The sequence below is a fragment of the Paracoccus salipaludis genome (assembly GCF_002287065.1).
GTDB lineage: Bacteria > Pseudomonadota > Alphaproteobacteria > Rhodobacterales > Rhodobacteraceae > Paracoccus > Paracoccus salipaludis.
Map to the genome: position 1 here is coordinate 111,669 of NZ_NSJZ01000005.1, position 25,079 is coordinate 136,747.

Sequence of the window (25,079 nt, forward strand, 5' to 3'; positions counted from 1 at the left end):
GGGGCCGTGGCCCCGGATCACAGGCATCCGACCCATTCGTCCGGCAGGCGGTAGGCGGAGGACCTGCCGCGCTTCCACAGGACGCGTCCGCCGTGCCGGGCGTAAAGCTCCATCTGCCGAATCGAGAACCGCCGCCGGTCGGCAAGGCGCAGGTCGGGACAGGGGGAGGCCTCGATGTCGGCGATCGCCTGGGCCAGGTGGCCCTCGCGATCCGTCCATGTCCCGATTCGGTGTCCGCTGCCCGCGGCATCGAAGCGGGCCACGGTTTCGCTGCGCTGCCTGCTGACCCGCAGGCCATGATCCTTGTCGGCAAAGCGCAGGTGCAGCAGCATCAGGTTGGGGTCGATCTGCATCGGCTGATCCCTCAGCCGGTGCTGGTTGCCCCCTTTCCGCGGCGGCCGGCGGAAGATGCAGGGCTTGGAATAGGCGACATGCATGAAGCCGTGGCGGCGCTGCGCGGTGATCGGACGGGTCCAGTCCAGGGCGCCCGGCTCTACGCTGGGGCGGTGGACGAGGTCGAAGCCCAGGGGCGACAGGGCCACCCCCTGCAGGTCCGCGTTGTCCAGGTAGCCGGCCAGATCACGCGCCGGCGCGCAGTCGGGCGCCGCAACAAGGAACTCGTCCGTGTCCAGCACGACGATGTGGCGGTAATAGCCCAGAAGACCCGCGACAAGGCCGAAGAACATCGCCACGCGCCGCGGCTCGAAGTCGCGGCCCTCGGGGTCATAGGGCAGGACGATCTGCGAGCAGCCCTGCGCCAGCCCGGAGATCCGAGGGTCGGAACCATGGGCCACGATGTGCAGGGCCTCGCGCGTGCCGGCCAGCGCGCCATGATGGCTGATCCAGCGCGCCAGCATCTCGTGGTCGCCGCGCACCATCGTGACGGAGGCCAGCGCGCGGCGGCTGGTGTCGGGCGCGCTGGACGCGGCCCCGTCCGTCAACCGCGCGGGTCCTCGCCTGCCGGGGCCGCGCCGCCCTCGGTCGGCGGAGCCGGGACGGCACCTTCGGCGGCGGGCCCGCCCGCTGCCGGCGGGGTCTGGGCCGCGCCCTCGCTTGAGGGATCGGCAGGCAGCGCCGCCGAGGGGGCCGCGCCCGCGTCGCCTTCCGAGGCCAGCCGGTCGTCCTGCCACTGCCCTTCGGCCACGCGGCCGCTGGCATAGCGCATGACGCCCATGCCCTGCCGCTTGCCGCCGACGAAGCTGCCCTCGTAGACGTCGCCGTTGGCATAGGTCGCGACGCCCTGCCCGTCGATCTCACCGGCCTTCCAGCCGCCCTCGTAGCGGAAGCCGTCGGGCGTCATCAGCACGCCCTGCCCTTCGCGCAGGCCCTTCACGAAGCCGCCGCGATAGGTGGTGCCGTCGGGATAGGTGGCCGCGCCCTCGCCGTGGCGCTGGCCGTCCTTCCAGGCGCCCGTGTAGACATAGCCGTCCGGGTGCGACATGGTGCCCAGCCCGTCGTTCTTCGCGTCCTTGAAGCCGCCCTCGTAGCTGAGGCCGTTGGCATAGGTCGCCTTGCCCTGCCCCTGGATGACGCCAAGGGCCCAGTCGCCCTCGTAGGCCGCGCCGTCGGGATAGGTGATCTTGCCCTTGCCGTCCGGCTGGTCGGCCTTGAGCGTGCCTTCGTAAACCGAGCCGTCGGGATACTGTATGCGGCCCTGGCCTTCCATCCGGCCGTCCACCCAGTCGCCGTCATAAAGATAGCCGTCCGTGCCGGTGAAGACGCCGGCGCCGTGGCGCTTGTCGGCGCGGAAGCCGCCCTCGTAGACGTCGCCGTTCACATAGGTCGCGCGGCCCTGGCCCTCGCGCCGGTTGGCGACCATGGTGCCCTCGTAGATGTCGCCCGAGGGCTGCACGAGCCGCCCCTGCCCCGACATCTGGCCCGCCGCCCAGACGCCTTCGTAGGACAGCCCGTCCGGCATGGTCAGCTTGCCCTGGCCCGCGCGCATCCCCGCCAGCATCCCGCCTTCGTAGACCGACCCGTCGGGATAGGTGATCCTGCCCTTTCCTTCGCGCACGCCATGCACCCAGTCGCCGTCATAGCGGTAGCCGTCGGGCTGGCTCAGCAGCCCCTTGCCGTGGTGCAGCGCCTTCTCGAACCCGCCCTCGTAGGTCGAGCCGTTGGCATAGGTCGCGCGGCCCTGGCCGGTGATCTCGCCCCCGACCCAGTCGCCTTCATAGGTGCCGCCGTCGGCATAGGTGATCTTGCCCTTGCCGTGGGGCTTTCCGTTCTCGAACTGGCCCTCGTAGACCGAGCCGTTGGGATAGGTCGCGCGGCCCATGCCCCGGACCTCTCCGTCCACCCAGTCGCCTTCGTAGCGATAGCCCGAGGGCAGCGTGTAGGTGCCGCGCCCGTGCTGCAGGCCGTTGCGGAAGGTGCCTTCGTAGACGCCGCCATCGTCATACTGCTTGGTCACCACGGCGGCCGCCTGCGCATGGGCGGAAGGGACGCCCAGGGGGATCGCCAGACCGGCAAGCGCCGCGAGGAGGATTGCGGGTTTCATCGCCTCAAGCCTTTCGTGGTCGCGGGTCTGCCGCCCGCTGTTCGGCGCCGGTCTAGCGCAGCCCGGGCCGCCGCGCAAAGCCCGAGACCGTGAGCGGGCGTCTTCCCCTTGCCCGGTCCCCGCCCTATCGTCGCGGGAAACCGACCGGAGACCCCGCGATGACCGACCGCTTCCGCCTGACCATCGCGCAACTGAACGCCACCGTGGGCGACCTTGCGGGCAACGCCGCCAAGGCCCGCGCGGCCTGGGACCAGGCAAAGGCCGCGGGCGCGCAGATGCTGGCGCTGCCCGAGATGTTCCTGACCGGCTACCAGACGCAGGACCTGGTGCTGAAGCCCGCCTTCCTGGACGACTGCCTGCGGGTGGTGGAACGGCTGGCCGCCGATTGCGCGGACGGCCCCGCCATCGGCATCGGCGCGCCCTGGCGGCTGGACGGCAAGCTGCACAACGCTTGGCTGGTGCTTCAAGGCGGGCGGATCACGGCGCGGGTGCTCAAGCACGAGCTGCCGCACAAGGAACTGTTCGACGAATACCGCCTGTTCGATCCCGGCCCGATCAGCGGGCCCTTCTCGGTCGAGGGCGTCCGCATCGGCAGCCCCATCTGCGAGGACGCCTGGTGGCCGGGCGTGGCCGAAACCTTGGCCGAGACGGGGGCCGAGATCCTGGTGGTGCCGAACGGCAGCCCCTATCACCGCAACAAGCTGGACCTGCGCATGGGCCACATGGTCGCGCGCGTGGTCGAGACGGGCCTGCCCTTGGTTTACCTGAACCTGGTGGGCGGGCAGGACGACCAGGTTTATGACGGGGCGTCCTTTGTCCTGAACCCGGGCGGCCACAAGGTCGTCCAGCTTGCCCCCTTCGAGGAGGCGGTGGCGCATATCGACTTCACCCGCACTTCCGAAGGCTGGCAAGCCGAGCGCGGCGAGATGGTCCCCCAGCCCGATGAATGGGAACAGGATTACCGCGCGATCTGCCTGGGACTGGCGGACTACGCGCGCAAGTCTGGTTTCCGCAAGGTGCTGCTGGGCCTGTCGGGCGGCATCGATTCGGCGCTGGTCGCGGCCATCGCCGCCGACGCGCTGGGACCGGAAAACGTGCGCGGCGTGCGGCTGCCGTCGGAATATTCCAGCCAAGGCTCGCTGGACGACGCCGAGGACCTGGCGCGGCGGCTGGGCATCCGCCTCGACACCCTGCCGATCAACGGGCCGGTCGGCGCGGTGACGCAGGCGCTGTCCGAGGTCATGGCCGGCACCACGCCCGACCTGACCGAGGAGAACATCCAGTCCCGCCTGCGGGGCGTGCTGCTGATGGCCTTGTCCAACAAGTTCGGAGAGATGCTGCTGACCACCGGCAACAAGTCCGAGGTCGGCGTGGGCTATGCCACGATCTACGGCGACATGGCGGGCGGCTACAACCCGATCAAGGACCTCTACAAGACGCGGGTCTTCACGACCTGCCGCTGGCGGAACGCGAACCACCGCCCCTGGATGAAGGGTCCGGCGGGCGAGGTGATCCCGACGGCGATCATCGAGAAACCGCCTTCGGCCGAACTGCGCCCCGACCAGACCGACCAGGACAGCCTGCCGCCCTACGAGGTGCTGGACGCGATTCTCGAAGGGCTGGTCGAAAAGGACGGCTCGGTTGCCGACCTAGTGGCGCGGGGCTTCGACGGCGACACGGTGCGGCAGGTCGAGCGGCTGCTTTATGGCAGCGAGTGGAAGCGCTACCAGGCCGCGCCCGGGCCGCGCGTCTCGCCCCGGTCCTTCTGGCTCGACCGGCGCTATCCGCTGGTCAACCGGTGGCGCGACCCGGCGGGCGGTTGAACGGAAGGCCCCGGTGGACTAGGTTGGGTTAGTCCACCAGAGGGTGCCGCCATGAAGACCGTCAACATGCACGAGGCCAAGACCCACCTGTCCCGCCTTGTCGAGGGCGTGGAAAAGGGCGAGCCCTTCATCATCGCCCGCGCGGGCAAGCCGGTGGTCAAGGTGACGCTGGTCGAGCAGCCCGCGCCGCGGCGGCTCGGCTTCATGCAGGGCCAGTTCGAGGTGCCCGACGACTTCGACGACATGATGGCTGACGAGATCCAGGCGATGTTCGAGGGCAAGTATGACGGCAGCGGGCTTTACGTCCCGCCCGACCGGCGGAAGCCCGAGGCGTGAACCTCCTGATCGACACGCATCTGCTGATCTGGGGTGCGGTGGCGATGCAGAAGCTTCCCCGAGATGCCGTGACGCTGATGAGCGATCCCGAGAACCGGCTGCATTTCAGCACCGCGAGCCTGTGGGAGATCGCCATCAAGTTCGCGCAGGGCCGCGCCGATTTCACGGTCGATCCGGCACCCTTCCGCGCCGGGCTGCTGGCGAACGGCTATCTTGAGCTGCCGGTCGAGGGGCGGCATTGCCTTGCCATTCCGACGCTGCCTCCGGTGCATGGCGATCCCTTCGACCGGATGCTGGTCGCGCAGGCCATGACCGAGGGGATGCAGCTTCTGACCGCCGACCGCCGGGTGGCCGCCTATGGCGGGCCGGTGCGGATGGTCTGAGGCCGGCGGGAGGGTCGCGATGCGCGAAAGCCACGTACCCTGCGCTTGCCCGCACTGAAGCCCGCAGGGTGCGCGCCCGGCACGCACCCTGCTGTTCCGCTCACACCACCAGGTCGAACCGCTGCCCTTCGGTCGTGCCGAAGACCTGCCGGTAGTGGCGGATCAGGTCGGCCGGGCCGGTCGATTTCTCGGGGTTGTCGGACAGCTTGACCGTGGGGCGCCCGTTCGCGGCGGCAGCCTTGCAGACCAGGCTGAAGGGCGCGAGCCCGTCGCCCGGCACCAGCCCCCGGAAGTCGTTGGTCAGAAGCGTGCCCCAGCCGAAGCTGACCTTGATGCGGCCGTGGAAGCGGCGGAACAGCGCCGCGATCTCGTCCACGTCCAGCCCGTCCGAGAAGATCACCAGCTTCTGCGCGGGGTCCTCGCCCCGGGATTTCCACCAGTCGATGGCATATTCGGTCAGCGCCACCGGGTCGCCCGAATCGATGCGGATGCCGGTCCAGCCGGCCAGCCAGTCGGGCGCGTTCCGCAGGAACCCCGGCGTGCCGTAGGTGTCGGGCAGGATCACGCGCAGGTTGCCGTCGTGTTCCTCGTGCCAGTCGGCCAGCACGCGGTAAGGGGCTTGGCGCAGCTCCTCGTCCGTTTCGGCCAAGGCGGCATAGACCATCGGCAGTTCATGGGCATTGGTGCCGATCGCCTCGATGTCGCGGCGCATGGCGATCAGGCAGTTCGAGGTGCCGGTGAAGCGCTCGCCCAGGCCCTCGATCATGGCCTGCACGCACCAGTCCTGCCACAGGAAGCTGTGCCGCCGCCGCGTGCCGAAATCGGCGATCCTGAGGTCGGGGCCGAGCCCCCGCAGCGCCTCGATCTTTTCCCACAGCCGCGTCATGGCGCGGGCGTAGAGCACCTGAAGCTCGAACCGGCCGAGATCCTTCAGCACGGCCCGCGAGCGCAGCTCCATGATGATGGCGAGCGCCGGGATTTCCCACAGCATGACCTCGGGCCAGCGGCCCTCGAAGGTCAGCTCGTACTGGCCCTCGCGCTTTTCCAGGTGATAGGCGGGCAGGCGCAGGTTTTCCAGGAACTCCATGAAGTCGGGGCGGAACATCTGGCGCTTGCCGTAGAAGGTGTTGCCCCGCAGCCAGGTCGACTCGCCCCGCGCCAAGGACAGGCTGCGCACGTGGTCCAGCTGCTCGCGCAGCTCGCCCTCGTCGATCAGGTCCGCAAGCCGGATGTCCTTCGAGCGGTTGATCAGCCGGAAGGTCACGTCCACGTCCGGCCGGTAGCGGAAGACCGACTGGCACATCAGCAGCTTGTAGAAGTCGGTGTCGATCAGCGAGCGGACGATCGGGTCGATCTTCCACTTGTGGTTATAAACGCGCGTGGCGATGTCGACGGTCGGGGTCATCATGAAAGCGTCACTCCTGCCGCGCGCATGGCGGCCTGCGCGGCCTCGCGCGAGCCGTTGAGGTCGATGGCGCGGGTCGCACCCTCGATCACGGTGGCCGAAAAGCCCAGCCGCGCCGCGTCGAGGGCCGACCAGGCCACGCAGAAATCATGGGCAAGGCCCACGAACCGCAAGTCCGTCAGCCCGCGGTCGCGCAGGTAGCCCGCAAGGCCCGTGGGCGTCCGGCGATCGTTCTCGAAAAAGGCGGAATAGCTGTCGATTTCCCGCCGGAAGCCCTTGCGGACGATCAGGTCCGCGCGGCGCAGGTCCAAGCCGGGGTGGAAGGCCGCCCCGTCCGAGCCGATGACGCAATGGTCGGGCCACAGGACCTGATCGCCATAAGGCAGGGTCGCGGTCCCGAAGGGCTGCGCGCCGGAATGGTTGCTGGCAAAGCTGGAATGATCCGCCGGGTGCCAGTCCTGGGTCAGCACAACGGCATCATGCTCGGCCATCAGCGCGTTGACAGGCCCCACGATCTCGTCGCCGCCCGCCACCGCCAGCGCGCCGCCGGGGCAGAAATCGACTTGAAGATCAACAACGATCAGGGCGCGCATGGGATTTCCCGGAATGGACGCCGAACCTTAGGAAGCCTGCCGGGTTGCGTCAATGTGAAGGCCGGTCGTGGCAGCCTGGGGGCGAACATTGCGGCACGCGCATGGCTGCGGCGCTGGCGGCAGGTCCGAACCGACCTGATCGATCCCGGACCCGCCGGAACCGAGGAGCAGAGGAATGACCGACCACAGCCGGATGGAAGCGTCGCGGGACCTGGAGGAGGACGTTCCCCCCGGACGCCCGGCGGCGATGATGTGGTTCCTGCGCGCGCTCGGCGTGGTCGTGGCCGTGGTCGTCCACGCCCTTCTCGGCGCGCAGCCGGACCTGACGCCCGACGCCCGCGCGGTCGCGGGAATCCTGGCGCTGATGGCGGTCTGGTGGATGACCGAGGCGGTGCCCCTGCCTGTCACCTCGCTGCTGCCCATCGTGCTGATCCCCGCGCTGACCCGGCAGTCCGTGGGGCAGACGGCCGCGCCCTATGCCAGTTCCACGATCTTCCTGTTTCTTGGCGGCTTCCTGATCGCCATCGCCATGGAGAAATGGAACCTGCACCTGCGGATCGCCCTTCTGACGCTGAGACGGGTCGGGCTGCAGCCCCGGCGGATGGTGCTGGGCCTGATGCTGGCCACCGCCTTCCTGTCGATGTGGGTGTCCAACACCGCAACCGCGCTGATGATGCTGCCCATCGCCACCTCGGTGCTGGCGCTTGTGCTCGAGCGCAGCGGCCGGGCGGCCGACGCGCAGGCGCTGGCCGCGGGCGCGTCGATCACCGCGTCCGTGGGCGACCGCAACATCGCCAATTTCGGCGTCTGCATCGTGCTGGCGGTGGCCTGGTCGGCCTCGATCGGCGGCATCGGAACGCTGATCGGCAGCCCGCCCAACGCCATTCTCGCGGGCTATGCCGCCGAAACGCTGGAGCGCGAGATCAGCTTCGTCAGGTGGATGATGATCGGCGTGCCCCTGGCCCTTGTCTTCGTGCTCGTCGGCTGGGTCCTGATGACGCGGGTGATGTACCGCTTCGACCTGCCCGAGATCCCCGGCGGCCGCGGGCTGATCGACGCGCAGATCCGCGACCTGGGGCCCCTGAGCCAGGGCGAGCGGATGGTGCTGCTGGTCTTCCTGGGCGCGGCCTTCTTCTGGACCGTGCCGAGCATCCTTGCCTCGGTCCCCGCCCTGAGGGCCGCCGCGCCCTGGCTGGGCAGTTTCGACGACACCGCGACCGCCATCGCGGCGGGGATCCTGCTGTTCATCCTGCCCGGCCGCGGCAGGACGCAGATGCTGCTGGACTGGAAGGACGCCGAGGAGGGCCTGCCCTGGGGCGTGCTGCTGCTGTTCGGCGGCGGCCTCAGCCTTGCCGCGGCGGTGTCCTCGACCGGGCTGGACGCCTGGTTCGGGCAGAGGGTGTCGGGCCTGGGCAGCCTGCCGACCGTCTGGGTGGTGGTGGCGCTGGTGGCGATCGTGGTGATGATCACCGAGATCGCCTCGAACACCGCCATGGCGGCGACGATCATCCCGATCCTGGGCGCCGTGGCGCCGGGGATCGGGATCGACCCCTTGCTGCTGCTGGTGCCCGCGACGCTGGCGCTGAGCCTTGCCTTCATGCTGCCGGTCGGCACGCCGCCCAACGCCATCGTCTTCGCCACCGGCCGCGTCACCATGGCGCAGATGGTGCGCGGCGGGGTGCTGATGAACACGGTCAGCGTCCTGCTGATCACGCTGGCGGTCTATCTGCTGGGCCCGATCGCGATGGGCGTCGCGTTCTGACCCCCTGCCCGCTTGCCTTCGGGGGCGCGGCTGGACTAGGCCGCGCCCATGTTCACCGTCGCCGCCCTTTACCACTTTGCCCCGCTGCCCGATCCCGACACCCGGCGCGAGCGCCTGCTGGCGCTCTGCCGGGCGCAGGGAGTGCGCGGCACGCTGATCCTTGCCCGCGAGGGGATCAACGGCACCATCGCGGGCCCCCGCGACGGGATCGGGGCCGTGCTGGCGCATCTTCGCGCTTGGCCCGGCTTCGAAAGCCTGGAATGGAAGGAAAGCGCCTCCGAAGCCCTTCCCTTCGGCCGGATGAAGGTGCGCGTGAAGCCCGAGATCGTGACCATGGGCCAGCCCGGCGTGGACCCCGCCGCCCGCGTCGGCCGCCATGTCCCGCCCGCCGACTGGAATGCCGTCATCTCGGATCCCGGCACGGTCGTGATCGACACCCGCAACGATTACGAGATCGCCATCGGCAGCTTCCGCGGCGCCATCGACCCCGGCACCCGCAGCTTCCGCGAGTTTCCCGACTGGTGGGCCGAAAACGCCGGGCGCTTCGCCGGCAAGCGCGTGGCGATGTTCTGCACCGGCGGCATCCGCTGCGAGAAATCCACGAGCTTCCTTGTGGGCCAGGGCGTGCCCGAGGTCGTTCACCTTCAGGGCGGCATCCTGAAATACCTCGAAGAGGTGCCCGAGGGCGAAAGCCTGTGGGACGGCGCCTGCTTCGTCTTCGACCGCCGCGTCAGCCTGACCCACGGGCTTCAGCCCGGCGGTCATGTCCTCTGCCACGCCTGCCGCAGGCCGCTTGCGCCCGGGGATACCGCCCGCCCCGAATACGAGGAGGGCGTGTGCTGCCACCTTTGCGCCGGTGAATACACCGAGGCGGACCGCGCCCGCTTCCGCGACCGTCAGCGGCAGGCCGAACGGGGAGAGCTGACTTAACCGGATATTAGACTCTGCCCTGTAAAGCGAGGGATATCCTTCAAGGGGCAACCATGACGATCCTTCCTCGCGGCACGGGCATCCGCCCGACCAGTGCCGAGATCCTGTTTCCTTTCCTCGGCGCCTCGCCCCTCCTCGTCCTCGGGGAGGATGACGACCCTGCCGGCATGGGCCGGAGGGACGGGGCGGCGGCCCCGCTCTGGGACCCTGCGGTTCCTGCAAGGGCGCAAGCGGCAGCCGTCGAGTCGGGCCATGGGGCGTGGGGTCATCCGCAGGCGCCCCGGGCGGTCGCCGACGAGGCCGGAGATCGCCCCGCGGCTGCCGTGGTCCTGTCCCGGGCCGAGGCGGCCGGCCGGCCCGGGCACGGCGTTGCAACCGACCCGCCGCACGGCATTTCACCCCGGGACTGGCCCCATGCGCAGGCGCGCCCGGACCTGCCCGAGCCATCGGACCGCGACTGGCTCGACCAGACCGCGCAGGCGGACGCCTTCATCTTCCTGCCCGGCCCGCCCAGCCGTGACCCTGCCGATGGCGCGGGCTCTCCGGCCATGCCCCTGGAGGCAGAAGCCTGGTTCGACCTGCTGGTCCTTCCGTTTGCGCCCGATCCGGGCATCGACTTCGGACCGGACGTGGTGATCATTTCCGATCACGGGCCGCTTGCGGCGGATCACGTCCTTCTTTGACGCAAGCCCGCGCCTCAGGCCACCTGTCCCACCCGGCCCGCCGCCATGGCCGCCATGTTGAGGATGTCGTTCACGGTCGAGCCGGTGCCGCAGATCTGGACCGGTTTCGGCACGCCGGTCAGGATGGGGCCGATCACCGTGGCGCCCGCCATTTCCTGCATCAGCTTGACGCTGATCGAGGCCGAATGCCGCGCAGGCACCACCAGGACGTTCGCGGGGCCCGTCAGGCGGCTGAAGGGATAGCGGGCCGCGGCCTCGGGGTTCAGGGCCACGTCCACCGTCATCTCGCCCTCGTATTCGAAATCGGCGCCCTGCCGGTCCAGCACCTTCGGCGCCTCGGCCATCTTGGTCGCCCGCTCGCTGACGGGATGGCCGAAGGTGGAAAAGGACAGAAAGGCCACGCGGGGTTCCATCCCCAGGGCGCGGGCCACATGGGCGCCGCGGGTGGCGATCAGGGCCAGGTCCTCGGCCTCGGGCCATTCATGGACCAGGGTGTCGGCGACCAGCACGATCCGGCCCTTGTGCAGCACCCCCGTGATGCCCACCGCCCCGTCCTGCGGCCGCACGTCGAAGACCTGCCCCACCTGCGCCAGCACATGCGAGGCCTTGCGCGTGGCCCCTGTCACCAGTGCGTCGCCATGCCCATGCGCCAGCATCAGCGCCGCGAAGACGTGCCGGTCGCGGCGGGCGAGCTTCAGCGCGTCCTCGCGGTCCACGCCCTGCCGTTGCAGCCGCTTGTAGAGCGTCTCGTGATACGCGTTCAGATGCGGCGAGGTGAGGGCGCTGACGACCTCGAGTTCCCGCACGGCGTCGGCCATCCCCTCGGCCGCGAGCTTCTCGGCCACGTCCGCCTCGCGCCCCACGACCAGCGCGCGGCCCAGGCCCCCGCGCTGCCAGGCGACGGCCGCGCGCAGCACGCGCGGGTCGTCGCCTTCGGCAAAGATCATCCGCGCCTGCGCCTGCCGCGCCCGCGCATGGATGCCCTGCAGGATCGAGGCGGTCGGGTCCATGCGCTGGCGCAGCGTTTGGACGTAACCCTCCATGTCGATGATCGGGCGCCGCGCCGCGCTCGTGTCCATGCCGGCGCGGGCGACCGCAGGCGGCACCACGTGGATCAGCCGCGGGTCGAAGGGAGTCGGGATGATGTAGTCGCGCCCGAAGCTGAGCTTGCGCCCGTAGGCCACCGCCACCTCGTCCGGCACGTCCTGCCGGGCAAGCTCGGCGAGTGCGCGGGCGCAGGCGATCTTCATCTCGTCGTTGATCGCGCGGGCGTGGATGTCCAAGGCACCCCGGAACAGGTAGGGGAAGCCCAGCACGTTGTTGACCTGGTTCGGATAGTCCGAGCGGCCCGTCGCCACGATGGCGTCGGGCCGGACGGCATGGGCTTCCTCGGGCGTGATCTCGGGGTCGGGGTTGGCCATGGCGAAGATGACCGGGTTCGGGGCCATGGACTTCACCATCTCCTGCGTGACCGCGCCCTTGGCCGACACGCCCAGGAAGACGTCGCAGTCCACCATCGCGTCCGCCAGCGTGCGGGCTTCGGTGGCGACCGCATGGGCCGACTTCCACTGGTTCATCCCCTCGGTGCGGCCCTGCCAGATGACCCCCTTTGTGTCGGCCATGATGCAGTTCTCGTGCCGCGCGCCCATCGCCTTGAGCAGTTCGAGGCAGGCGATCCCCGCCGCCCCCGCGCCATTGAGCACGATCTTCACGTCCTCGATGCGCTTGCCCGACAGTTCCAGCGCGTTGATCAGGCCCGCCGCGCAGATCACCGCCGTCCCGTGCTGGTCGTCATGGAAGACGGGGATGTCCATCATCTCCTTCAGACGGCTTTCGATGATGAAGCACTCGGGCGCCTTGATGTCCTCCAGGTTGATGCCGCCGAAACTCGGCCCCATCAGGCGGACCGCCCGGATGATCTCCTCGGGGTCCTCGGTGTCCAGCTCGATGTCGATGGCGTTCACGTCGGCGAAGCGCTTGAACAGCACCGCCTTGCCTTCCATCACCGGCTTCGAGGCCAGCGCGCCCAGGTTCCCGAGGCCGAGGATCGCCGTCCCGTTCGAGACCACCGCCACCAGGTTGCCCTTGGTGGTATAGTCATAGGCCGTTTCGGGGCGCTCGGCGATGGCCTGGACCGGGACGGCCACGCCGGGGGAATAGGCGAGGCTCAGGTCGCGCTGGGTCGCCATCGGCGTCGAGGGCACGATCTCGAGCTTTCCGGGGCATGGCTCGAGGTGATAGGCCAGCGCCTCCTCGGGCGTGATGCGCGATCGCTGCGGCTGGTTGCTGTCGGTCATGTTTCCCCTTCCCCGTTCCTGTCGCGCCAGAATGGCCGCAAGCGCCTGCGCTGCGCAATGCGTCCCGGCGCCCCTTGTCCGTGCCTAATCCGCCAGCCGCGCCGACACCGTCATGGGCCTGCCGCCGATCCGGTAATCCGCCGTCACCGTCAGGCCGGGCTTCGCCTCGACCAGCGGGCTGAGCGAACCCAGCGAGATCATCTGCCCCGGTTCCAGCCGCGCGCCGCCATGGCCGATCAGCCACAGCACCACGTCCAGAGGATGGCCCAGCAGCATCTCGCCCGTGCCGGTCACGGGTTCCGCGCCCCCGGCCTTCAGGCTGACCGTCAGCGCGGCGAGGTCGGCCACCGGGTCCGGCAGGTCGGCCATGGCCACCCCCTGCCCGATCACCCCGCGCCAGGGGATCACCCCATAGGCGGCCATGATCGGCCCGGTGGGCTTCACGCCCTCGGCCAGCGCCATGTCGGGCAGTTCGATGAAGGGCCGCACGTCGGACAGGCTGGCCGCGACCTGTTCCCGCGTGGTGGCCTCGTTGATGGCGGCGTCGGCGACGGTCACGACCAGGTCCGCCTCGTAGAAGGGCGAGCGGCTGCCCGCCAGGGACACCTCGGACCCGTCCTTCAGGATCATCGGCGCGAACAGCGCCCCCGCGACGGGGGCGGTGACGCCGAAGCGTTCCTGCGCGGGCTTCGAGGTGAAGCCGACCTTCCAGCCGACGGGCGACCCCATCTCGGCCTGAAGCACCTGGCGATAGGCATCATAGGCGCAGGCGGCATCCTCGACGGTGGCGGCGCCCGGATCGGGCAGGCGCTCGCCCGCCAGCCAGGCGCGCGCGGCCTCCTGCATCTGCGCGGGCGGCGGGCAGTCGGCCAGCGCCGGCCCCGCGGCCAGCACCAGCGCGGCAGCGATCAGTTTCATGGGAACCTCCCCTTTCCCGTTCCGGTCAACGCTGCCAGCGGGCCCCGCCCCTGTCCAATGGAATCCGGCAGCCCGGTTCCAAAGCCGCGCTGGCCCCTCTAGAACGGCAAGGTTCCGTGTGAAGGCCCGACCATGACCGACCAGCCGACCCCGATGATGGCCCAGTATCTCGCGATCCGCGAGGCCAACCCCGGCGCGCTGCTGTTCTACCGGATGGGCGATTTCTACGAGATGTTCTTCGAGGACGCGGTTTCCGCCGCCGCCGCGCTGGACATCGCCCTGACCAGGCGCGGCACGCACGGGGGCGAGCCGATCCCCATGTGCGGCGTCCCCGTCCATGCCGCCGAAAGCTATCTGCTGACCCTGATCCGCAAGGGCTTCCGCGTCGCCATCGCCGAGCAGATGGAGGACCCGGCCGAGGCGAAGAAGCGCGGCTCCAAGTCGGTCGTCGCCCGCGACGTGGTGCGGCTGGTGACGCCCGGCACGTTGACCGAAGAATCGCTGCTGGAAGCGCGGCGGCACAACTTCCTCGCCGCCTTCGCCACGGTGCGGGACGATTGCGCGCTGGCCTGGGTGGACATTTCCACGGGCGCGTTGCGGGTCGCCCCCTGCCCGCAGGTGCGGCTGGGGCCGGAGCTCGCCCGCCACGCCCCGCGCGAGTTACTGGCGCTGGACGGATCACGGCTGGACGACATCGCCGCCGAGGCCGGCGCCGCCCTGACCGAGCTTTCGGCGGCGAGCTTCGACTCCACTGCCGCCGTGCACCGGCTTTGCGTGCTTTACGGGGTCGAGACGCTGGACGGCTTCGGCCAGTTCACCCGGGCCGAGCTGTCGGCCATGGGGGCCATCGCGGATTACCTGATGTTGACCCAGCGCGGCCGGATGCCGCGCCTGTCGCCGCCCGTGCGCGAAAGCGGCGCGGGCGCCATGCAGATCGACGCGGCCACCCGGCGCAACCTGGAACTGACGCAGGCGCTGTCCGGCGGGCGCGAGGGGTCGCTGCTGGCCGCCATCGACCGCACCGTGACCGCCCCCGGCGCGCGCCTGCTGGAGCGCCGCATCTCGGCGCCTTCGCGCGACTTGGCCCTGATCCACCGGCGGCAGGCGGCCGTGGCGGCGCTGGTCGAGAACGCCCGCCTGACCGCCGACCTGCGCGACACGCTGGCGCGGGTGCCCGACATGGACCGGGCGCTCTCGCGGCTGGCGCTGGAGCGGGGCGGGCCGCGCGATCTCGCGGCGATCCGCAATGGCCTGACGGCGGCGGTGCGGATCGCCGCGCTGATCGGCGGTGACGATCCGCTGCTGGCCGAGGCGGCGAGCGACCTCGTCGGCCATGACGCGCTGATCGACCTGCTGGACGAGGCGCTGGTGGCGGACCCCCCGCTGCTTGCGCGTGACGGCGGCTTCGTCGCGCCGGGCTTTGACGCCGAACTGGACGACACGCGGGCGCTGCGCGACGAGGGGCGCGGCGTGATCGCCCGGATGCAGGGCGATTATGTCGCGGAAACCGGCGTCTCCAGCCTGAAGATCAAGCACAACAACGTGCTGGGCTATTTCATCGAGACCACGGCCACCCATGCCGAACGGATGCTCGCGCCGCCGCTGAACGCGCGCTTCATCCACCGCCAGACGACGGCGAACCAGATCCGCTTCACCACGGTCGAGCTGTCGGAACTGGAAACCCGCATCCTGAACGCCCGCGACCGCGCCCTGGAACTGGAGCGCGCGGTCTTCGACCGGCTGCTGCGCGCCGTGCTGGACCAGTCCGCCCGCATCGGGCAGGCGGCACGCGCACTGGCCGAGATCGACGTGGCCGCCGGTTTCGCGGACCTCGCGGCCGGCGAGGGCTGGACCCGGCCCCTCGTGGACGACAGCCGCGCCTTCGTGATCGAGGGCGGCCGCCACCCGGTCGTGGAACGGGCGCTGAAGCGGAAAGGAGAGCCCTTCGTCGCCAACGACTGCGCCCTGACGGACGGCAAGACCCCGGCGATCTGGCTGCTGACGGGGCCGAACATGGCGGGGAAATCGACCTTCCTGCGGCAGAACGCGCTGATGGCCGTGCTGGCGCAGGCAGGGGCCTTCGTGCCCGCCGCCCGTGCGCATATCGGGCTGGTGTCGCAGCTTTTCAGCCGCGTGGGGGCTGCGGACGACCTCGCGCGCGGGCGGTCGACCTTCATGGTCGAGATGGTGGAAACCGCCGCCATCCTGAACCAGGCCGATCCGGCCGCGCTGGTGATCCTGGACGAGATCGGGCGCGGCACCGCGACCTGGGACGGCCTGTCGATCGCCTGGGCGGTGCTGGAGCATCTGTACGGCGCGAACCGCTGCCGCGCCCTGTTCGCCACCCACTACCACGAGATGACCCAGCTTGCCGCCAAGCTGGAGGGCGTCGAGAACGCCACCGTCGCCGTCCGCGAATGGAACGGCGAGGTGATCTTCCTGCACGAGGTCCGCAGGGGCGCCGCCGACCGCAGCTATGGCGTGCAGGTGGCGCGGCTGGCCGGGCTTCCCCCGGCGGTGGTGGAACGCGCGCGCGAAATCCTCGACGCGCTGGAAGCGGGCGCCCGCGACGGTGCGGCGCGGCCGGCGGCGCTGATCGACGACCTGCCGCTGTTCCGCTCGGCCCCGCCCGCGCCCGTTCCCCAGCCCAGGTCCTCGGCGGTCGAGGAGCGGCTGCAAGGTCTCCAGCCCGACACGCTCAGCCCACGCGAGGCGCTGGATCTCGTCTATGAACTGGTGACGCTGGCGCGCCCCGCCTGAAAGGGGCGCGCGGGACCGGTCAGCGGTTGCCGGCCTCGTCCTCGTCGTCGCCCTCGTCGCTGTCGGGCAGGTTGAAGAAGCTGTCGGCGTCGAGATCCGCCTGCGGCTTCTCCTCGTCGCGGGTCAGCGAGAAGTTCTCCAGCCCCGCGATCGAGGACGGCAGGCGCGGCTCGTCGGGCATGGCCAGGCTCGATTCGGTGGACACGAGCTTGCGGCGCTCGTCGTCCGACATGACCTCGGTCTTGGACTTGGCGGCCTTCTGGACGGCGGCGTCCAGTTCCGACTGGCGGCAGAGGCCCAGCGCCACCGGGTCGATCGGCGCGATGTTCTGGATGTTCCAATGCGTCCGGTCACGGATCGAGGCGATGGTGGGCTTGGTCGTCCCGACCAGCTTGGCGATCTGCGAATCGGCCAGTTCCGGGTGAAACTTGACCAGCCACAGGATCGCGGCGGGGCGGTCCTGGCGCTTGGACAACGGCGTGTAGCGCGGGCCGCGGCGCAGCTCCTCGCCCTCGGCGGCGGGGTTGTGCTTGAGCTTCAGCTTGTAGGCCGTGTCCTTCTGGCCCTTCTCGATCTCGACAGGGTCAAGCTGGTTCGAGGCCACGGGATCGAAGCCCTTGACGCCCGCCGCGACGTCGCCATCGGCGATGCCCTGCACCTCGAGCTCGTGCATCCCGCAGAAATCCGCGATCTGCTTGAAGCTGAGCGTGGTGTTGTCGACCAGCCAGACGGCGGTCGCCTTGGCCATCAGCGGCTTGTTCATGGGTTGCTCCTTCGCAAAATCTCTCTCGGCCGGGAAACCGGGTCGGCCGCGTGGCCAGTCCACAATTTCGGGGGGAATTGCCGCCCCATATACGCTTCGACCCCCGCCGTTTGAACCCCCTTTTTCGTTGAACGCGCGGGCCCTAGGTTCGGACGCATGAAGCGCCTTGCCCTTTTCGCCCTGCTGACGCCGCTGCCGCTGGCCGCGCAGGACGGGGCGGGCGAGTTCGACTATTACGTCCTGTCGCTCAGCTGGTCGCCAAGCTGGTGCGCCACGGAAGGCCGGACGCGCGACGCCGCGCAATGCGCGCCCGGCCGGCGCGTCGGCTTCGTCGTCCACGGCCTATGGCCCCAGCACGAACGCGGCTGGCCGGACTGGTGCGAGACGCGCCAGCGCGACCCGTCCCGCCGGGAAAGCCGCGCGATGGAGGACATCATGGGCTCGGCGGGGCTCGCCTGGTACCAGTGGCAGAAGCACGGCCGCTGTTCCGGCCTTTCGGGGACAGACTACTACCAGGCGACCCGGGAGGCCGCGGAATCGGTCGGGATTCCTCCCGTGCTGCGCCTGCTGCCGCGCGACGTCCGGGTTGAGGCCGCGATGGTCGAGGACGCCTTTCTCGACGTGAATCCCGGCCTGACCCGCGACGGCATCACCGTGACCTGCGACGAGGGGCGGCTGGACGAGGTTCGCATCTGCCTGACCCGGGACCTGCAGCCCCGCGCCTGCGCCCCGGACGTCCGGCGGGACTGCCGCGCGCGGATGCTGATCGAGGCGCCGGGCTGAAGGACCACCCACCCGGCCCCATGCCTTGCGAAACCGCGTTCAGGCCGTCTGGCCAGCGGGTGCAGAAAGGCTCAGGCTGGTTTGCCCACCTTGACTGCTGGGAACGCGCGCTAGGGTGACCCCCCAACGGTCGCGTGTCCCTGGCAGGGCGCTGTTGTGCCAGAGCACGAAGATGTCCCAGCCAAGCTCGTTGCCGTCCTCGACCATCAGGCCCGGGAAATCCTTCGCCACGGCCTCTCGCACAAGGGTGTGGAGTTCGGCGGCTTCAGCGTCGGAAAGGGGGGCGATGATGTCCGTGACGGCGCATGTTCTGCCTGCGTGTTCAACAACAAGACGGCTTCGCGGATCACCCCAGTATTCCCGGGCATTGTCTATCCGCAGCTGGCGCAGCGGCGACCGAGGCTGCACCGGCATTGCCGCGCGGGCGAATGGGACACAATGGTCCCGGAACAAGGTCAGCATCGCCTCGGGACGCGAGGGCTCCCATGCAGCGCGCCCGAGCCACCCCGCAGCCAACCCGGCCGCGACGACGGACACCAGAACAGCAGCCCTCACTCTCCCACACGCAGCACGATCTTGCCGATGTGATCGCCCGCTTCCATGTGGGCATGGGCGGCTGCGGCCTCCTCCAGCGCGAACTCGGCGTCCATGACCGGGCGCAGCTTGCCGGCCGCGATCATCGGCCAGACATGGGCGCGCAACTCCTCGGCGATCCGGGCTTTCGCCAGATCGGACTGCGGCCTGAGGGTCGAGCCGGTGATCGTCAGCCGCCGCATCATCACGGGGGCAAGGTTCAGCGTGACCTTCGGCCCGCCCAGGAAGGCGATGAAGACCAGCCGCCCGTCATCCGCCATCGCCCGGATGTTGCGCGAAACATAGTCGCCGCCCACCATGTCGAGGATCAGGTCCGCGCCCCCTTCGGCCCGCAGCGCCTCGACGAAGTCCTGTTCGCGGTAGTTGATCGCCGTGGCGCCGAGGCGCGCGCAGGCGGCGCATTTCTCGTCCGAGCCGGCCGTGGCCCAGACCCGCGCGCCCAAGGCCGCCGCGATCTGGATCGCGGTCGTCCCGATGCCGGAGGACCCGCCATGGACCAGGAACCGCTCGCCCGCCTGCAGCCCGCCGCGCATGACGATGTTGGACCAGACGGTGAAGCAGGTCTCGGGCAGGCAGGCGGCCTCGGCAAGGCTCAGGCCCTCGGGCACCGGCAGGGCGTGATCGGCCGGTGCCAGCGCATATTCGGCATAGCCGCCGCCCGGCAGCAGCGCGCAGACGACATCGCCCACCTGCCAGCGGGTGACGCCCGCGCCCACGGCCGCCACATGGCCCGCGCATTCCAGCCCCGGCAGGTCCGAGGCGCCGGGCGGCGGGGCATAGTTCCCCTGCCGCTGCAGCACGTCGGGGCGGTTCACCCCGGCATAGGCCACGCGGATCAGGATCTGCCCGGCGCCGGGCGCGGGAAGCGGGCGGCGGGCGGGCTGCAGGACATCGGCCTCGCCGGGACGGGTGATCTCGACGACCGTCATCTCGTGGGGCAGCGACATCAGGCGCGCCCCCGGTGGCCGGGCGCCGGGGCGGGCCGGGGCTTGCGGATCCAGCCGGTCGCCAGCTTCGTCAGGGGTGCCGCGCCCGGAAGATCACGCAAGCCGGCCTTGAGCCTTTCGATCCGCATGACGTCGCCGATCCGGCGGTCGATGAAGGCGCGGGTGTCGGCATGGCCTGCCGAGTTGTCGCCCAGCCAGTACAGCACCGCCGCGCTGAAGACGGGCGCCAGCGTCGCGCGCTTGGTCCACCAGTTCACGTCGTCCGAGGAATCGCCCAGCCCGTTCCAGATCGTGTCCGCCGTTTCCCACATCAGCCGCGCGCCCAGAGCCGCGTTCTGGGGCAGGGCCATGACCGTCGCGCCCGCGCGCACAAGCTCGGGATCCGCCAGCGCCAGCCGCTGCCAGATCGCGTCGGCGATGCGGTCGCGGATGCGCCCCGTGCGGGGGCCTGCCGCCAGCGCGCGGGCCAGCGCCGCGTCGCCCTGACGGTGGTAGGCCGCGGCAAGGCTCGCGCCGCCCTGGGGGAAATGGACGCGCGCCAGGTCGGGCGACATTCCCAGGTCGCGGGCCCCTGCCAGCAGCGCGCGGTCGTTCATCCCCTCGAAAGGCACATGCGTCAGCGCGGCCTCCAGCAGCCGGTCGCGGTCGTCTTGCATCCGAAAAACCTCCGTCAGGGTGGACAAGCGGGGCACGCTGCGCTAAGGGGCTGCGTCCTGCAATCAAATCAACTCTAACCTAGGAAGGTGGTGACAACCACATGCAGGTGAGCGTTCGCGACAACAACGTCGAACAGGCGCTTCGTGCCCTGAAGAAGAAACTTCAGCGCGAAGGTGTCTTCCGCGAAATGAAGCTGAAGCAGCATTTCGAGAAGCCGTCGGTCAAGAAAGCCCGTGAAAAGGCCGAGGCCGTCCGCCGCGCCCGCAAGCTGGCCCGTAAAAAGGCCCAGCGCGAAGGCGCGCTGTAAGGCGCAAGCGAACCGGATGGTTCAAGGGACCCCCGTGGCCATGGCCGCGGGGGTTTTTCTTTGGGCGGCATGGTGCGGCATGATAGGCTGGGTCGCAGCAGGTGGTGCGCCGATGCCGAGCGTCAGCATCAGTTTCGCGAATGTCCCGGGGACCGAGGCCGCGCTGGGCCGGGCGGGCAGCCACACGGTCATCGCCGACCGGCCCGAGGGCATGGCCGGCGGCATGGGGCTGGGCTTCAACGGCGCGCAGCTGCTCGCCCTCGCGATCGGCGGCTGCTTCTGCAACGACCTGCGCTACATCTCGCATCGTCAGGGTCGGCGGATCGCCTCGATCTCGGTCGAGGTGACGCTGGAGATGGAGGGCGATCCCCTTGTCGCCACCTCGGTCGGGATGCGCGTGCGCTGCGAGACGGACGACGGCCTCGACGCCTCGGACCTGGTCGAGGAGGCCGGGCGGGGCTCGATGGTCGGGCTCTCGCTGCCCCGCGGGATTGCGGTGACGGTGACGGCGGAATGACCCTGCACCCTATCCCGCCCGCAGGCTCTGCCGCGCCAGCGCCGCGATCAGGTCGGTCTGGGTGACGATGCCCACGATCTCGTCGCCCTGAAGGATCGGCACCGCGTCGGTGCGGTGGGTGGCCAGATAGGGCAGCAGCGCCGCGATGGGCGCATCCGGCGGGACGCCGGGCGGGGCGGCCTCCATCACGTCGGCGGCGCACGTCGCCGTGCCCCGGCGCGGCAGCAGCTTCCTCAATCCCCTGACCGGAAGCGCCCAGTCGCTGGCGATCAGGTGAAGCTGGAAGATGACGCCGAGGAAGCGGCCGTCCTTCCCCACCACCGGCAGCGAGGTGAAGCCGTGGCGCGCGAAAAGCCCGGCCACCTCGCGCAGGGGCGCTTCGGGGCCGACGGTCACCAGGTCGCGCGACATGATGTCGGCGGCGGTCTGGACATCCGTGCGGTGGCTCGCGGCCTGGATCTCGGCGGCCGCGATCAGGCGGGCCAGGTCCTCGACGCCCAGGTTCATCGACTGGCGATAGCGGACAAGGATGTCCGACAGTTCCTGCTCGGTCAGGCCCAGACGCTCGACGGCCGGGGGATCGGTTGTGCCGTTCGGGTTCGGCTCGTGGAACTGGCGGAAGGGATAGCGGCGGCCCGTGGCGCGGGCGTAAAGCACCGCGACCAGAACCAGCAGCGCCGTGCCGGCGGCCACCGGCACCAGCGCGAAACCCAGGCCCAGGGGCGCGATCCGCTCGGCCCCCATCGCCACCGTCATGGCGACGGCCCCGCCCGGGGGATGCGTCGCCCGGCACAGCGCCATGACCACGATGGCAAGGCCCACCGACAGCGGCACGCAAAGCAGCGGGCCGGACACGAGGCGGCCGACCAGGATCGCCGTCACCGCGGCCACGGTGTTGCCGACGATGGCCGCCCATGGCTGCGCCAGCGGGCTGTTCGGCGCCGCGAACAGCAGGACCGACGAGGCCCCGAAGGGCGCGATCAGGTAGATGCCCAGCCGCAGGTCGGGCGAGAAGGCCAGCGCGCATCCGGTCGCCACCGCCAGCCCCAGCGCCGCGCCCAGGCCCGCCCGCAGCGCCTCGCGCAGGGGAACCGCGGCGATCGAGGGGCCGAGGGCGCGAAGTCGGGAATGGGCGGCTGGGGGCATGGAGCGCCTCATCGGAAGATGACGCAGCGGGGTAATGCGCCGGGCGGGAGGGTTGCAAGCCTGTCCGGGCGCAGGACGGCGACACGAGGCGCGGCGGGCCCGCTGGGGCAGGCAGCCTCCATGGCCGGGGATCGGGGAATTCCCCGGGGTTATCGCCTCAGACCGGCAATGCCGTGGATTGCAGCACCACCCTCAGCGCAAAGGAGGATTGCATCTGGGCGACGCCCGGCAGCCGCGCGAGGTGCTGGCGGTGGATGCGGGCGAAGTCGTCGGTGTCGGCGGCCAGCACCTTCAGCAGGTAGTCGGCCGAGCCCGCCATCAGGTGGCATTCGAGCACCTCGGGGATGGCGCGGACGGCCTTTTCGAAGGCGTCGAGCGTGGCGTCGCCCTGACCCGACAGGGTGATCTCGACGAAGACCGTGGTGGTCCGCCCCAGTCGGCGGGGGTCCAGAAGCGCCACATAGGCCGCGATGAAGCCCCCTTCTTCCAGCCGCTGGACGCGGCGGTGGCAGGCGCTGGCCGACAGGTTGATCCGCGCCGCGAGGTCGGCGTTCGAGATGCGCCCTTCCTTCTGCAGCACCGACAGGATGCGGCGGTCGGTCGGGTCGAGGTCAGGGCTCATCGGTCGGTCTTTCGGCGGCTGCGGGGCCAAGCCTAGCGGTGCCGGCAGCGGTCGCCAGAGGCAAAGTGATCAGCGTTCCGGGCGGGCGGCCAGCAGGTCGCGGATCTCGGCCAGCAGCGCCTCGGTCGAGGGGCCGGCGGCCGAGGACTCCGCCACCTGCTTGCGCAGGGCCGCGTCCTTGATGCGGTTGACGCCCTTGACCAGCAGGAAGACCACGAAGGCGATGATGAGGAAGTTGATCACCGCCGTGACGAAGCTGCCATAGGCGAAGACGGGGGCGCCCGCGTCGCGCGCGGCCCGCAGGGTGGGATAATCCTCGCCGTTCAGCGCCAGGAACCAGTTGGAGAAATCCGTGCCCCCCGTCGCCAGTCCCAGCACCGGCTGCAGGAGGTCGTCCACCATCGAGGCCACGATGGCGGTGAAGGCCGCCCCGATGATGATGCCGACGGCCATGTCCATGACATTGCCCTTGGCGATGAAATCGCGAAACTCCTTGATCATGACCTGTCCTTCCGCGGTCGGGTGTCGCTGGATCCAGACTGCCATGCAGACCGTTCACAACCAAATGTTTCACCGAGGAGCAGCCGAATGTTCGACCTGAGTGGCTTTCCCGTCACGAGCCGCTGGGCGCCCCGGCGCCCGGACGCGATCCAGCTTTACACGCTGAACACGCCCAACGGGTTCAAGGCGTCGATCATGCTCGAGGAATGCGGCCTCGACTACGACGCCCACCGCATCAGCATCGGCGACCCCGAGGACCAGATGACGCCCGAGTTCCTGTCGCTGAACCCCAACAACAAGATCCCGGCGATGATCGACCCCGACGGGCCGGACGGCAAGCCGATGGGCCTGTGGGAATCCGGCGCGATCCTGATCTATCTCGGCGACAAGACCGGCCGCTTCCTGCCCCGTGAAGGGGCGGCGCGCTATCAGACGATCCAGTGGCTGATGTTCCAGATGGGCGGGGTCGGGCCGATGTTCGGGCAGCTCGGCTTCTTCCACCGCTACCGCGGCTCGGAGATCGAGGACAAGCGCCCGCGCGACCGCTACGTGAACGAGGCGCGGCGGCTGCTGGGCGTGCTCGACCGCCAGCTTCAGGGGCGCGACTGGATCACGGGCGACTATTCGGTCGCCGACATCGCCACCGCCCCCTGGGTGCGGACGCTGACGGTCAACTACGAGGCGCAGGACCTGGTGGGGCTTTCCAGCTTCGCCAATGTCGCCGCCTGGATGGACCGCTTCCTGGCGCGTCCCGCCGTCCAGCGCGGCCTGACCGTGGGCGCGGCCTGAGGCCCGGGAACGCGGCGGCCCCGCGGTTGCCGCGCCCCCTGCGCGCCGCTATTGTCCCCGTCCTGTCCCTTCCCTGCCGGAGAGATCATGACGCCTGCCGACCTCGACACCGCACGGCAGTCCGCCCTGCTGGCCGCCCTGCCCGAGCCCCAGCGCGCCCGCGTGCTGGAAGGGGCGCAGGTCCAGTCCGTCGAGACGGGGCAGACGATCTTCCTGCAGGACGATCCGGCCGACGCGCTGTTCATCGTGCTGGACGGCTGGGTCAAGCTTTACCGCATTGCCACCAGCGGGACCGAGGCGGTGGTCAGCGTGATGACGCGCGGCCGCAGCTTCGGCGAGGCGGTGGCGCTGCGGGGCCTGCCCTATCCGGTATCCGCCGAGGCGATCACGCCAGCGCGGCTTCTGCGGCTGGACGCGGCGCGGCTGCGCCACATGCTGCATTCGGACCCGGCGATGGCGGCCTCCATGCTGGCCGCCGTCTTTGTCCATCTCCAGCATCTCGTCGGCCAGATCGAAGGGCTCAAGGCGCGCTCGGGCGTGCAGCGGGTGGCCGAGTTCCTGCTGGACCTGTCGGCGGGGCGCGAGGGCGAGGTGTCGGTCGCCCTGCCCTACAACAAGGCGCTGATCGCCGGGCGCCTGGGCATCAAGCCCGAGACGCTGTCGCGCGCCTTCGCCCGGCTGCGCGACCACGGCGTGCGGATCGAGGCGGCGATGGCCCATATCGAGGACGTGGACCGCCTGCGCGAGCTTGTGGCCGAGGACCCCGCCAAGGCCTGGCTGCGCTAAGGGCTTCAGCCCAGCGCGTAAAGCACCAGCGCCGCCAGTGCGAAGGCCCCGAGCCCCGCACCGAAGCCGCGCCGCGCGCCCGGCACACCGGCAAGCCCGAGGTAGCGGTTCAGGATCACCCGCGCCTTGAGCCATGCCAGCACCAGGATCGCCGCCCCCGCCACCGTCGCCGCCCAGGGGGGCGCATCGGGCCGCAGCAGCGACACCCCGGTTGCAAGGGCCGAGAGCGCGACAAGGGCAAGCCAGGCCCGGATCAGGGGATCGGAAGGGCGCATCG

26 protein-coding genes are annotated in these 25,079 nt (G+C 70.2%); 12 read left to right on the top strand and 14 right to left on the bottom strand.

Annotation, left to right across the window (positions count from 1 at the left end; all coding sequences use genetic code 11):
* Window positions 1-17: 17 nt before the first annotated feature.
* Complete coding sequence (locus CK240_RS08225; RefSeq protein WP_095639863.1) at window positions 18-941, bottom strand: glycosyltransferase family protein; 924 nt, start codon at window positions 939-941, stop codon at window positions 18-20.
* Window positions 938-2,500 carry an MORN repeat-containing protein gene (locus CK240_RS08230; RefSeq protein ID WP_095639864.1) on the bottom strand — a complete coding sequence of 521 codons (1,563 nt, stop codon included), beginning with the start codon at window positions 2,498-2,500 and terminating at the stop codon, window positions 938-940. Before CK240_RS08230 ends, CK240_RS08225 begins: the two co-directional genes overlap by 4 nt.
* Before the next feature lie 158 nt (window positions 2,501-2,658).
* On the opposite strand from CK240_RS08230, the gene CK240_RS08235 reads away from it, so the two are divergent.
* The 3 genes from CK240_RS08235 to CK240_RS08245 are packed head-to-tail and all read left to right on the top strand — an operon-like array spanning window position 2,659 to window position 5,042.
* Window positions 2,659-4,323, top strand: a complete 1,665-nt coding sequence (locus CK240_RS08235; protein WP_095639865.1) for an NAD+ synthase — start codon at window positions 2,659-2,661, stop codon at window positions 4,321-4,323.
* A 51-nt stretch (window positions 4,324-4,374) separates the two neighbouring features.
* Window positions 4,375-4,659, top strand: coding sequence for a type II toxin-antitoxin system Phd/YefM family antitoxin (locus CK240_RS08240; RefSeq protein ID WP_095639866.1), 285 nt, complete (start codon window positions 4,375-4,377; stop codon window positions 4,657-4,659).
* A complete protein-coding gene (locus CK240_RS08245) occupies window positions 4,656-5,042 on the top strand; it encodes a type II toxin-antitoxin system VapC family toxin (RefSeq protein WP_095639867.1) in 387 nt (128 codons plus the stop codon). Before CK240_RS08240 ends, CK240_RS08245 begins: the two co-directional genes overlap by 4 nt.
* A 100-nt stretch (window positions 5,043-5,142) precedes the next feature.
* On the opposite strand, the gene pncB is transcribed toward CK240_RS08245, so the two are convergent.
* Together pncB and pncA are read right to left on the bottom strand one after the other, a co-directional pair.
* Window positions 5,143-6,450 (bottom strand): nicotinate phosphoribosyltransferase, encoded by a 1,308-nt coding sequence (gene pncB / locus CK240_RS08250; RefSeq protein ID WP_095639868.1) that lies wholly within the window; start codon window positions 6,448-6,450, stop codon window positions 5,143-5,145.
* Window positions 6,447-7,040, bottom strand: coding sequence for a bifunctional nicotinamidase/pyrazinamidase (pncA, locus tag CK240_RS08255; protein ID WP_095639869.1), 594 nt, complete (start codon window positions 7,038-7,040; stop codon window positions 6,447-6,449). The genes pncB and pncA overlap by 4 nt, the downstream gene beginning before the upstream one ends.
* Window positions 7,041-7,215: 175 nt before the next feature.
* Between pncA and CK240_RS08260 the strand changes: the two genes are divergently transcribed.
* The 3 genes from CK240_RS08260 to CK240_RS08270 are packed head-to-tail and all read left to right on the top strand — an operon-like array spanning window position 7,216 to window position 10,415.
* Window positions 7,216-8,802, top strand: coding sequence for an SLC13 family permease (locus CK240_RS08260; RefSeq protein ID WP_205957787.1), 1,587 nt, complete (start codon window positions 7,216-7,218; stop codon window positions 8,800-8,802).
* A 48-nt stretch (window positions 8,803-8,850) separates the two neighbouring features.
* Window positions 8,851-9,732, top strand: coding sequence for an oxygen-dependent tRNA uridine(34) hydroxylase TrhO (gene trhO / locus CK240_RS08265; protein WP_095639870.1), 882 nt, complete (start codon window positions 8,851-8,853; stop codon window positions 9,730-9,732).
* Window positions 9,733-9,785: 53 nt separating this feature from the next.
* The gene (locus CK240_RS08270) at window positions 9,786-10,415 is read left to right on the top strand and encodes a hypothetical protein (RefSeq protein WP_095639871.1); all 630 of its coding nucleotides are present in this window, start codon (window positions 9,786-9,788) and stop codon (window positions 10,413-10,415) included.
* A 14-nt stretch (window positions 10,416-10,429) separates the two neighbouring features.
* Here CK240_RS08270 and CK240_RS08275 read toward each other — a convergent pair whose 3' ends face one another.
* On the bottom strand, window positions 10,430-12,712 hold the full coding sequence (locus tag CK240_RS08275) for an NADP-dependent malic enzyme (protein WP_095639872.1): 2,283 nt from the start codon (window positions 12,710-12,712) through the stop codon (window positions 10,430-10,432).
* A gap of 84 nt (window positions 12,713-12,796) precedes the next feature.
* Window positions 12,797-13,630, bottom strand: a complete 834-nt coding sequence (locus tag CK240_RS08280) for a 2-keto-4-pentenoate hydratase (protein ID WP_095639873.1) — start codon at window positions 13,628-13,630, stop codon at window positions 12,797-12,799.
* A 132-nt stretch (window positions 13,631-13,762) separates the two neighbouring features.
* On the opposite strand from CK240_RS08280, the gene mutS reads away from it, so the two are divergent.
* Window positions 13,763-16,390 carry a DNA mismatch repair protein MutS gene (gene mutS / locus CK240_RS08285; protein ID WP_095639874.1) on the top strand — a complete coding sequence of 876 codons (2,628 nt, stop codon included), beginning with the start codon at window positions 13,763-13,765 and terminating at the stop codon, window positions 16,388-16,390.
* A 19-nt stretch (window positions 16,391-16,409) separates the two neighbouring features.
* On the opposite strand, the gene CK240_RS08290 is transcribed toward mutS, so the two are convergent.
* Window positions 16,410-17,153: a DUF1013 domain-containing protein gene (locus CK240_RS08290; RefSeq protein ID WP_095639875.1), complete on the bottom strand. Its 744-nt coding sequence runs from the start codon at window positions 17,151-17,153 to the stop codon at window positions 16,410-16,412.
* A 156-nt stretch (window positions 17,154-17,309) separates the two neighbouring features.
* Between CK240_RS08290 and CK240_RS08295 the strand changes: the two genes are divergently transcribed.
* Window positions 17,310-17,936 carry a ribonuclease T2 family protein gene (locus CK240_RS08295; protein WP_095639876.1) on the top strand — a complete coding sequence of 209 codons (627 nt, stop codon included), beginning with the start codon at window positions 17,310-17,312 and terminating at the stop codon, window positions 17,934-17,936.
* 39 nt (window positions 17,937-17,975) lie between these two features.
* On the opposite strand, the gene CK240_RS08300 is transcribed toward CK240_RS08295, so the two are convergent.
* The 3 genes from CK240_RS08300 to CK240_RS08310 are packed head-to-tail and all read right to left on the bottom strand — an operon-like array spanning window position 17,976 to window position 20,133.
* Complete coding sequence (locus tag CK240_RS08300) at window positions 17,976-18,473, bottom strand: hypothetical protein (RefSeq protein WP_135058810.1); 498 nt, start codon at window positions 18,471-18,473, stop codon at window positions 17,976-17,978.
* A 14-nt stretch (window positions 18,474-18,487) separates the two neighbouring features.
* Complete coding sequence (locus tag CK240_RS08305; RefSeq protein WP_095639878.1) at window positions 18,488-19,477, bottom strand: NAD(P)H-quinone oxidoreductase; 990 nt, start codon at window positions 19,475-19,477, stop codon at window positions 18,488-18,490.
* The gene (locus tag CK240_RS08310) at window positions 19,477-20,133 is read right to left on the bottom strand and encodes a COQ9 family protein (RefSeq protein WP_095639879.1); all 657 of its coding nucleotides are present in this window, start codon (window positions 20,131-20,133) and stop codon (window positions 19,477-19,479) included. The genes CK240_RS08305 and CK240_RS08310 overlap by 1 nt, the downstream gene beginning before the upstream one ends.
* A gap of 101 nt (window positions 20,134-20,234) precedes the next feature.
* Here CK240_RS08310 and rpsU point away from each other — a divergent pair, with 101 nt between their 5' ends.
* Window positions 20,235-20,441, top strand: a complete 207-nt coding sequence (gene rpsU, locus CK240_RS08315) for a 30S ribosomal protein S21 (protein WP_011748553.1) — start codon at window positions 20,235-20,237, stop codon at window positions 20,439-20,441.
* Window positions 20,442-20,553: 112 nt separating this feature from the next.
* The gene (locus CK240_RS08320; protein ID WP_095639880.1) at window positions 20,554-20,958 is read left to right on the top strand and encodes an OsmC family protein; all 405 of its coding nucleotides are present in this window, start codon (window positions 20,554-20,556) and stop codon (window positions 20,956-20,958) included.
* Window positions 20,959-20,967: 9 nt separating this feature from the next.
* Here CK240_RS08320 and CK240_RS08325 read toward each other — a convergent pair whose 3' ends face one another.
* The 3 genes from CK240_RS08325 to mscL all read right to left on the bottom strand — a co-directional run bounded on the left by CK240_RS08325 (window position 20,968) and on the right by mscL (window position 23,227).
* Window positions 20,968-22,104, bottom strand: coding sequence for an HPP family protein (locus tag CK240_RS08325; protein ID WP_095639881.1), 1,137 nt, complete (start codon window positions 22,102-22,104; stop codon window positions 20,968-20,970).
* Between the two features lie 157 nt (window positions 22,105-22,261).
* Window positions 22,262-22,726, bottom strand: coding sequence for an Lrp/AsnC family transcriptional regulator (locus CK240_RS08330; protein WP_095639882.1), 465 nt, complete (start codon window positions 22,724-22,726; stop codon window positions 22,262-22,264).
* A 69-nt stretch (window positions 22,727-22,795) separates the two neighbouring features.
* Window positions 22,796-23,227, bottom strand: coding sequence for a large conductance mechanosensitive channel protein MscL (mscL, locus tag CK240_RS08335; RefSeq protein ID WP_095639883.1), 432 nt, complete (start codon window positions 23,225-23,227; stop codon window positions 22,796-22,798).
* An 87-nt stretch (window positions 23,228-23,314) separates the two neighbouring features.
* On the opposite strand from mscL, the gene CK240_RS08340 reads away from it, so the two are divergent.
* On the top strand, window positions 23,315-24,016 hold the full coding sequence (locus CK240_RS08340; RefSeq protein ID WP_095639884.1) for a glutathione binding-like protein: 702 nt from the start codon (window positions 23,315-23,317) through the stop codon (window positions 24,014-24,016).
* An 87-nt stretch (window positions 24,017-24,103) separates the two neighbouring features.
* Window positions 24,104-24,802: a Crp/Fnr family transcriptional regulator gene (locus CK240_RS08345; protein WP_095639885.1), complete on the top strand. Its 699-nt coding sequence runs from the start codon at window positions 24,104-24,106 to the stop codon at window positions 24,800-24,802.
* A 5-nt stretch (window positions 24,803-24,807) separates the two neighbouring features.
* Here CK240_RS08345 and CK240_RS08350 read toward each other — a convergent pair whose 3' ends face one another.
* On the bottom strand, window positions 24,808-25,077 hold the full coding sequence (locus tag CK240_RS08350; protein ID WP_095639886.1) for a nitric oxide reductase F protein: 270 nt from the start codon (window positions 25,075-25,077) through the stop codon (window positions 24,808-24,810).
* Between the last annotated feature and the right edge of the window lie 2 nt (window positions 25,078-25,079).

Excerpts from the sequence above, each read along its gene's own strand:
- CK240_RS08230 (WP_095639864.1), bottom strand. The coding sequence starts at position 2,500 with ATGAAACCCGCAATCCTCCTCGCGGCGCTTGCCGGTCTGGCGATCCCC.
- CK240_RS08235 (WP_095639865.1), top strand. The coding sequence starts at position 2,659 with ATGACCGACCGCTTCCGCCTGACCATCGCGCAACTGAACGCCACCGTG.
- CK240_RS08240 (WP_095639866.1), top strand. The coding sequence starts at position 4,375 with ATGAAGACCGTCAACATGCACGAGGCCAAGACCCACCTGTCCCGCCTT.
- pncB (WP_095639868.1), bottom strand. The coding sequence starts at position 6,450 with ATGATGACCCCGACCGTCGACATCGCCACGCGCGTTTATAACCACAAG.
- pncA (WP_095639869.1), bottom strand. The coding sequence starts at position 7,040 with ATGCGCGCCCTGATCGTTGTTGATCTTCAAGTCGATTTCTGCCCCGGC.
- CK240_RS08260 (WP_205957787.1), top strand. The coding sequence starts at position 7,216 with ATGACCGACCACAGCCGGATGGAAGCGTCGCGGGACCTGGAGGAGGAC.
- trhO (WP_095639870.1), top strand. The coding sequence starts at position 8,851 with ATGTTCACCGTCGCCGCCCTTTACCACTTTGCCCCGCTGCCCGATCCC.
- CK240_RS08270 (WP_095639871.1), top strand. The coding sequence starts at position 9,786 with ATGACGATCCTTCCTCGCGGCACGGGCATCCGCCCGACCAGTGCCGAG.
- CK240_RS08275 (WP_095639872.1), bottom strand. The coding sequence starts at position 12,712 with ATGACCGACAGCAACCAGCCGCAGCGATCGCGCATCACGCCCGAGGAG.
- CK240_RS08280 (WP_095639873.1), bottom strand. The coding sequence starts at position 13,630 with ATGAAACTGATCGCTGCCGCGCTGGTGCTGGCCGCGGGGCCGGCGCTG.
- mutS (WP_095639874.1), top strand. The coding sequence starts at position 13,763 with ATGACCGACCAGCCGACCCCGATGATGGCCCAGTATCTCGCGATCCGC.
- CK240_RS08290 (WP_095639875.1), bottom strand. The coding sequence starts at position 17,153 with ATGAACAAGCCGCTGATGGCCAAGGCGACCGCCGTCTGGCTGGTCGAC.
- CK240_RS08295 (WP_095639876.1), top strand. The coding sequence starts at position 17,310 with ATGAAGCGCCTTGCCCTTTTCGCCCTGCTGACGCCGCTGCCGCTGGCC.
- CK240_RS08305 (WP_095639878.1), bottom strand. The coding sequence starts at position 19,477 with ATGTCGCTGCCCCACGAGATGACGGTCGTCGAGATCACCCGTCCCGGC.
- CK240_RS08310 (WP_095639879.1), bottom strand. The coding sequence starts at position 20,133 with ATGCAAGACGACCGCGACCGGCTGCTGGAGGCCGCGCTGACGCATGTG.
- rpsU (WP_011748553.1), top strand. The coding sequence starts at position 20,235 with ATGCAGGTGAGCGTTCGCGACAACAACGTCGAACAGGCGCTTCGTGCC.
- CK240_RS08320 (WP_095639880.1), top strand. The coding sequence starts at position 20,554 with ATGCCGAGCGTCAGCATCAGTTTCGCGAATGTCCCGGGGACCGAGGCC.
- CK240_RS08325 (WP_095639881.1), bottom strand. The coding sequence starts at position 22,104 with ATGCCCCCAGCCGCCCATTCCCGACTTCGCGCCCTCGGCCCCTCGATC.
- CK240_RS08330 (WP_095639882.1), bottom strand. The coding sequence starts at position 22,726 with ATGAGCCCTGACCTCGACCCGACCGACCGCCGCATCCTGTCGGTGCTG.
- mscL (WP_095639883.1), bottom strand. The coding sequence starts at position 23,227 with ATGATCAAGGAGTTTCGCGATTTCATCGCCAAGGGCAATGTCATGGAC.
- CK240_RS08340 (WP_095639884.1), top strand. The coding sequence starts at position 23,315 with ATGTTCGACCTGAGTGGCTTTCCCGTCACGAGCCGCTGGGCGCCCCGG.
- CK240_RS08345 (WP_095639885.1), top strand. The coding sequence starts at position 24,104 with ATGACGCCTGCCGACCTCGACACCGCACGGCAGTCCGCCCTGCTGGCC.
- CK240_RS08350 (WP_095639886.1), bottom strand. The coding sequence starts at position 25,077 with ATGCGCCCTTCCGATCCCCTGATCCGGGCCTGGCTTGCCCTTGTCGCG.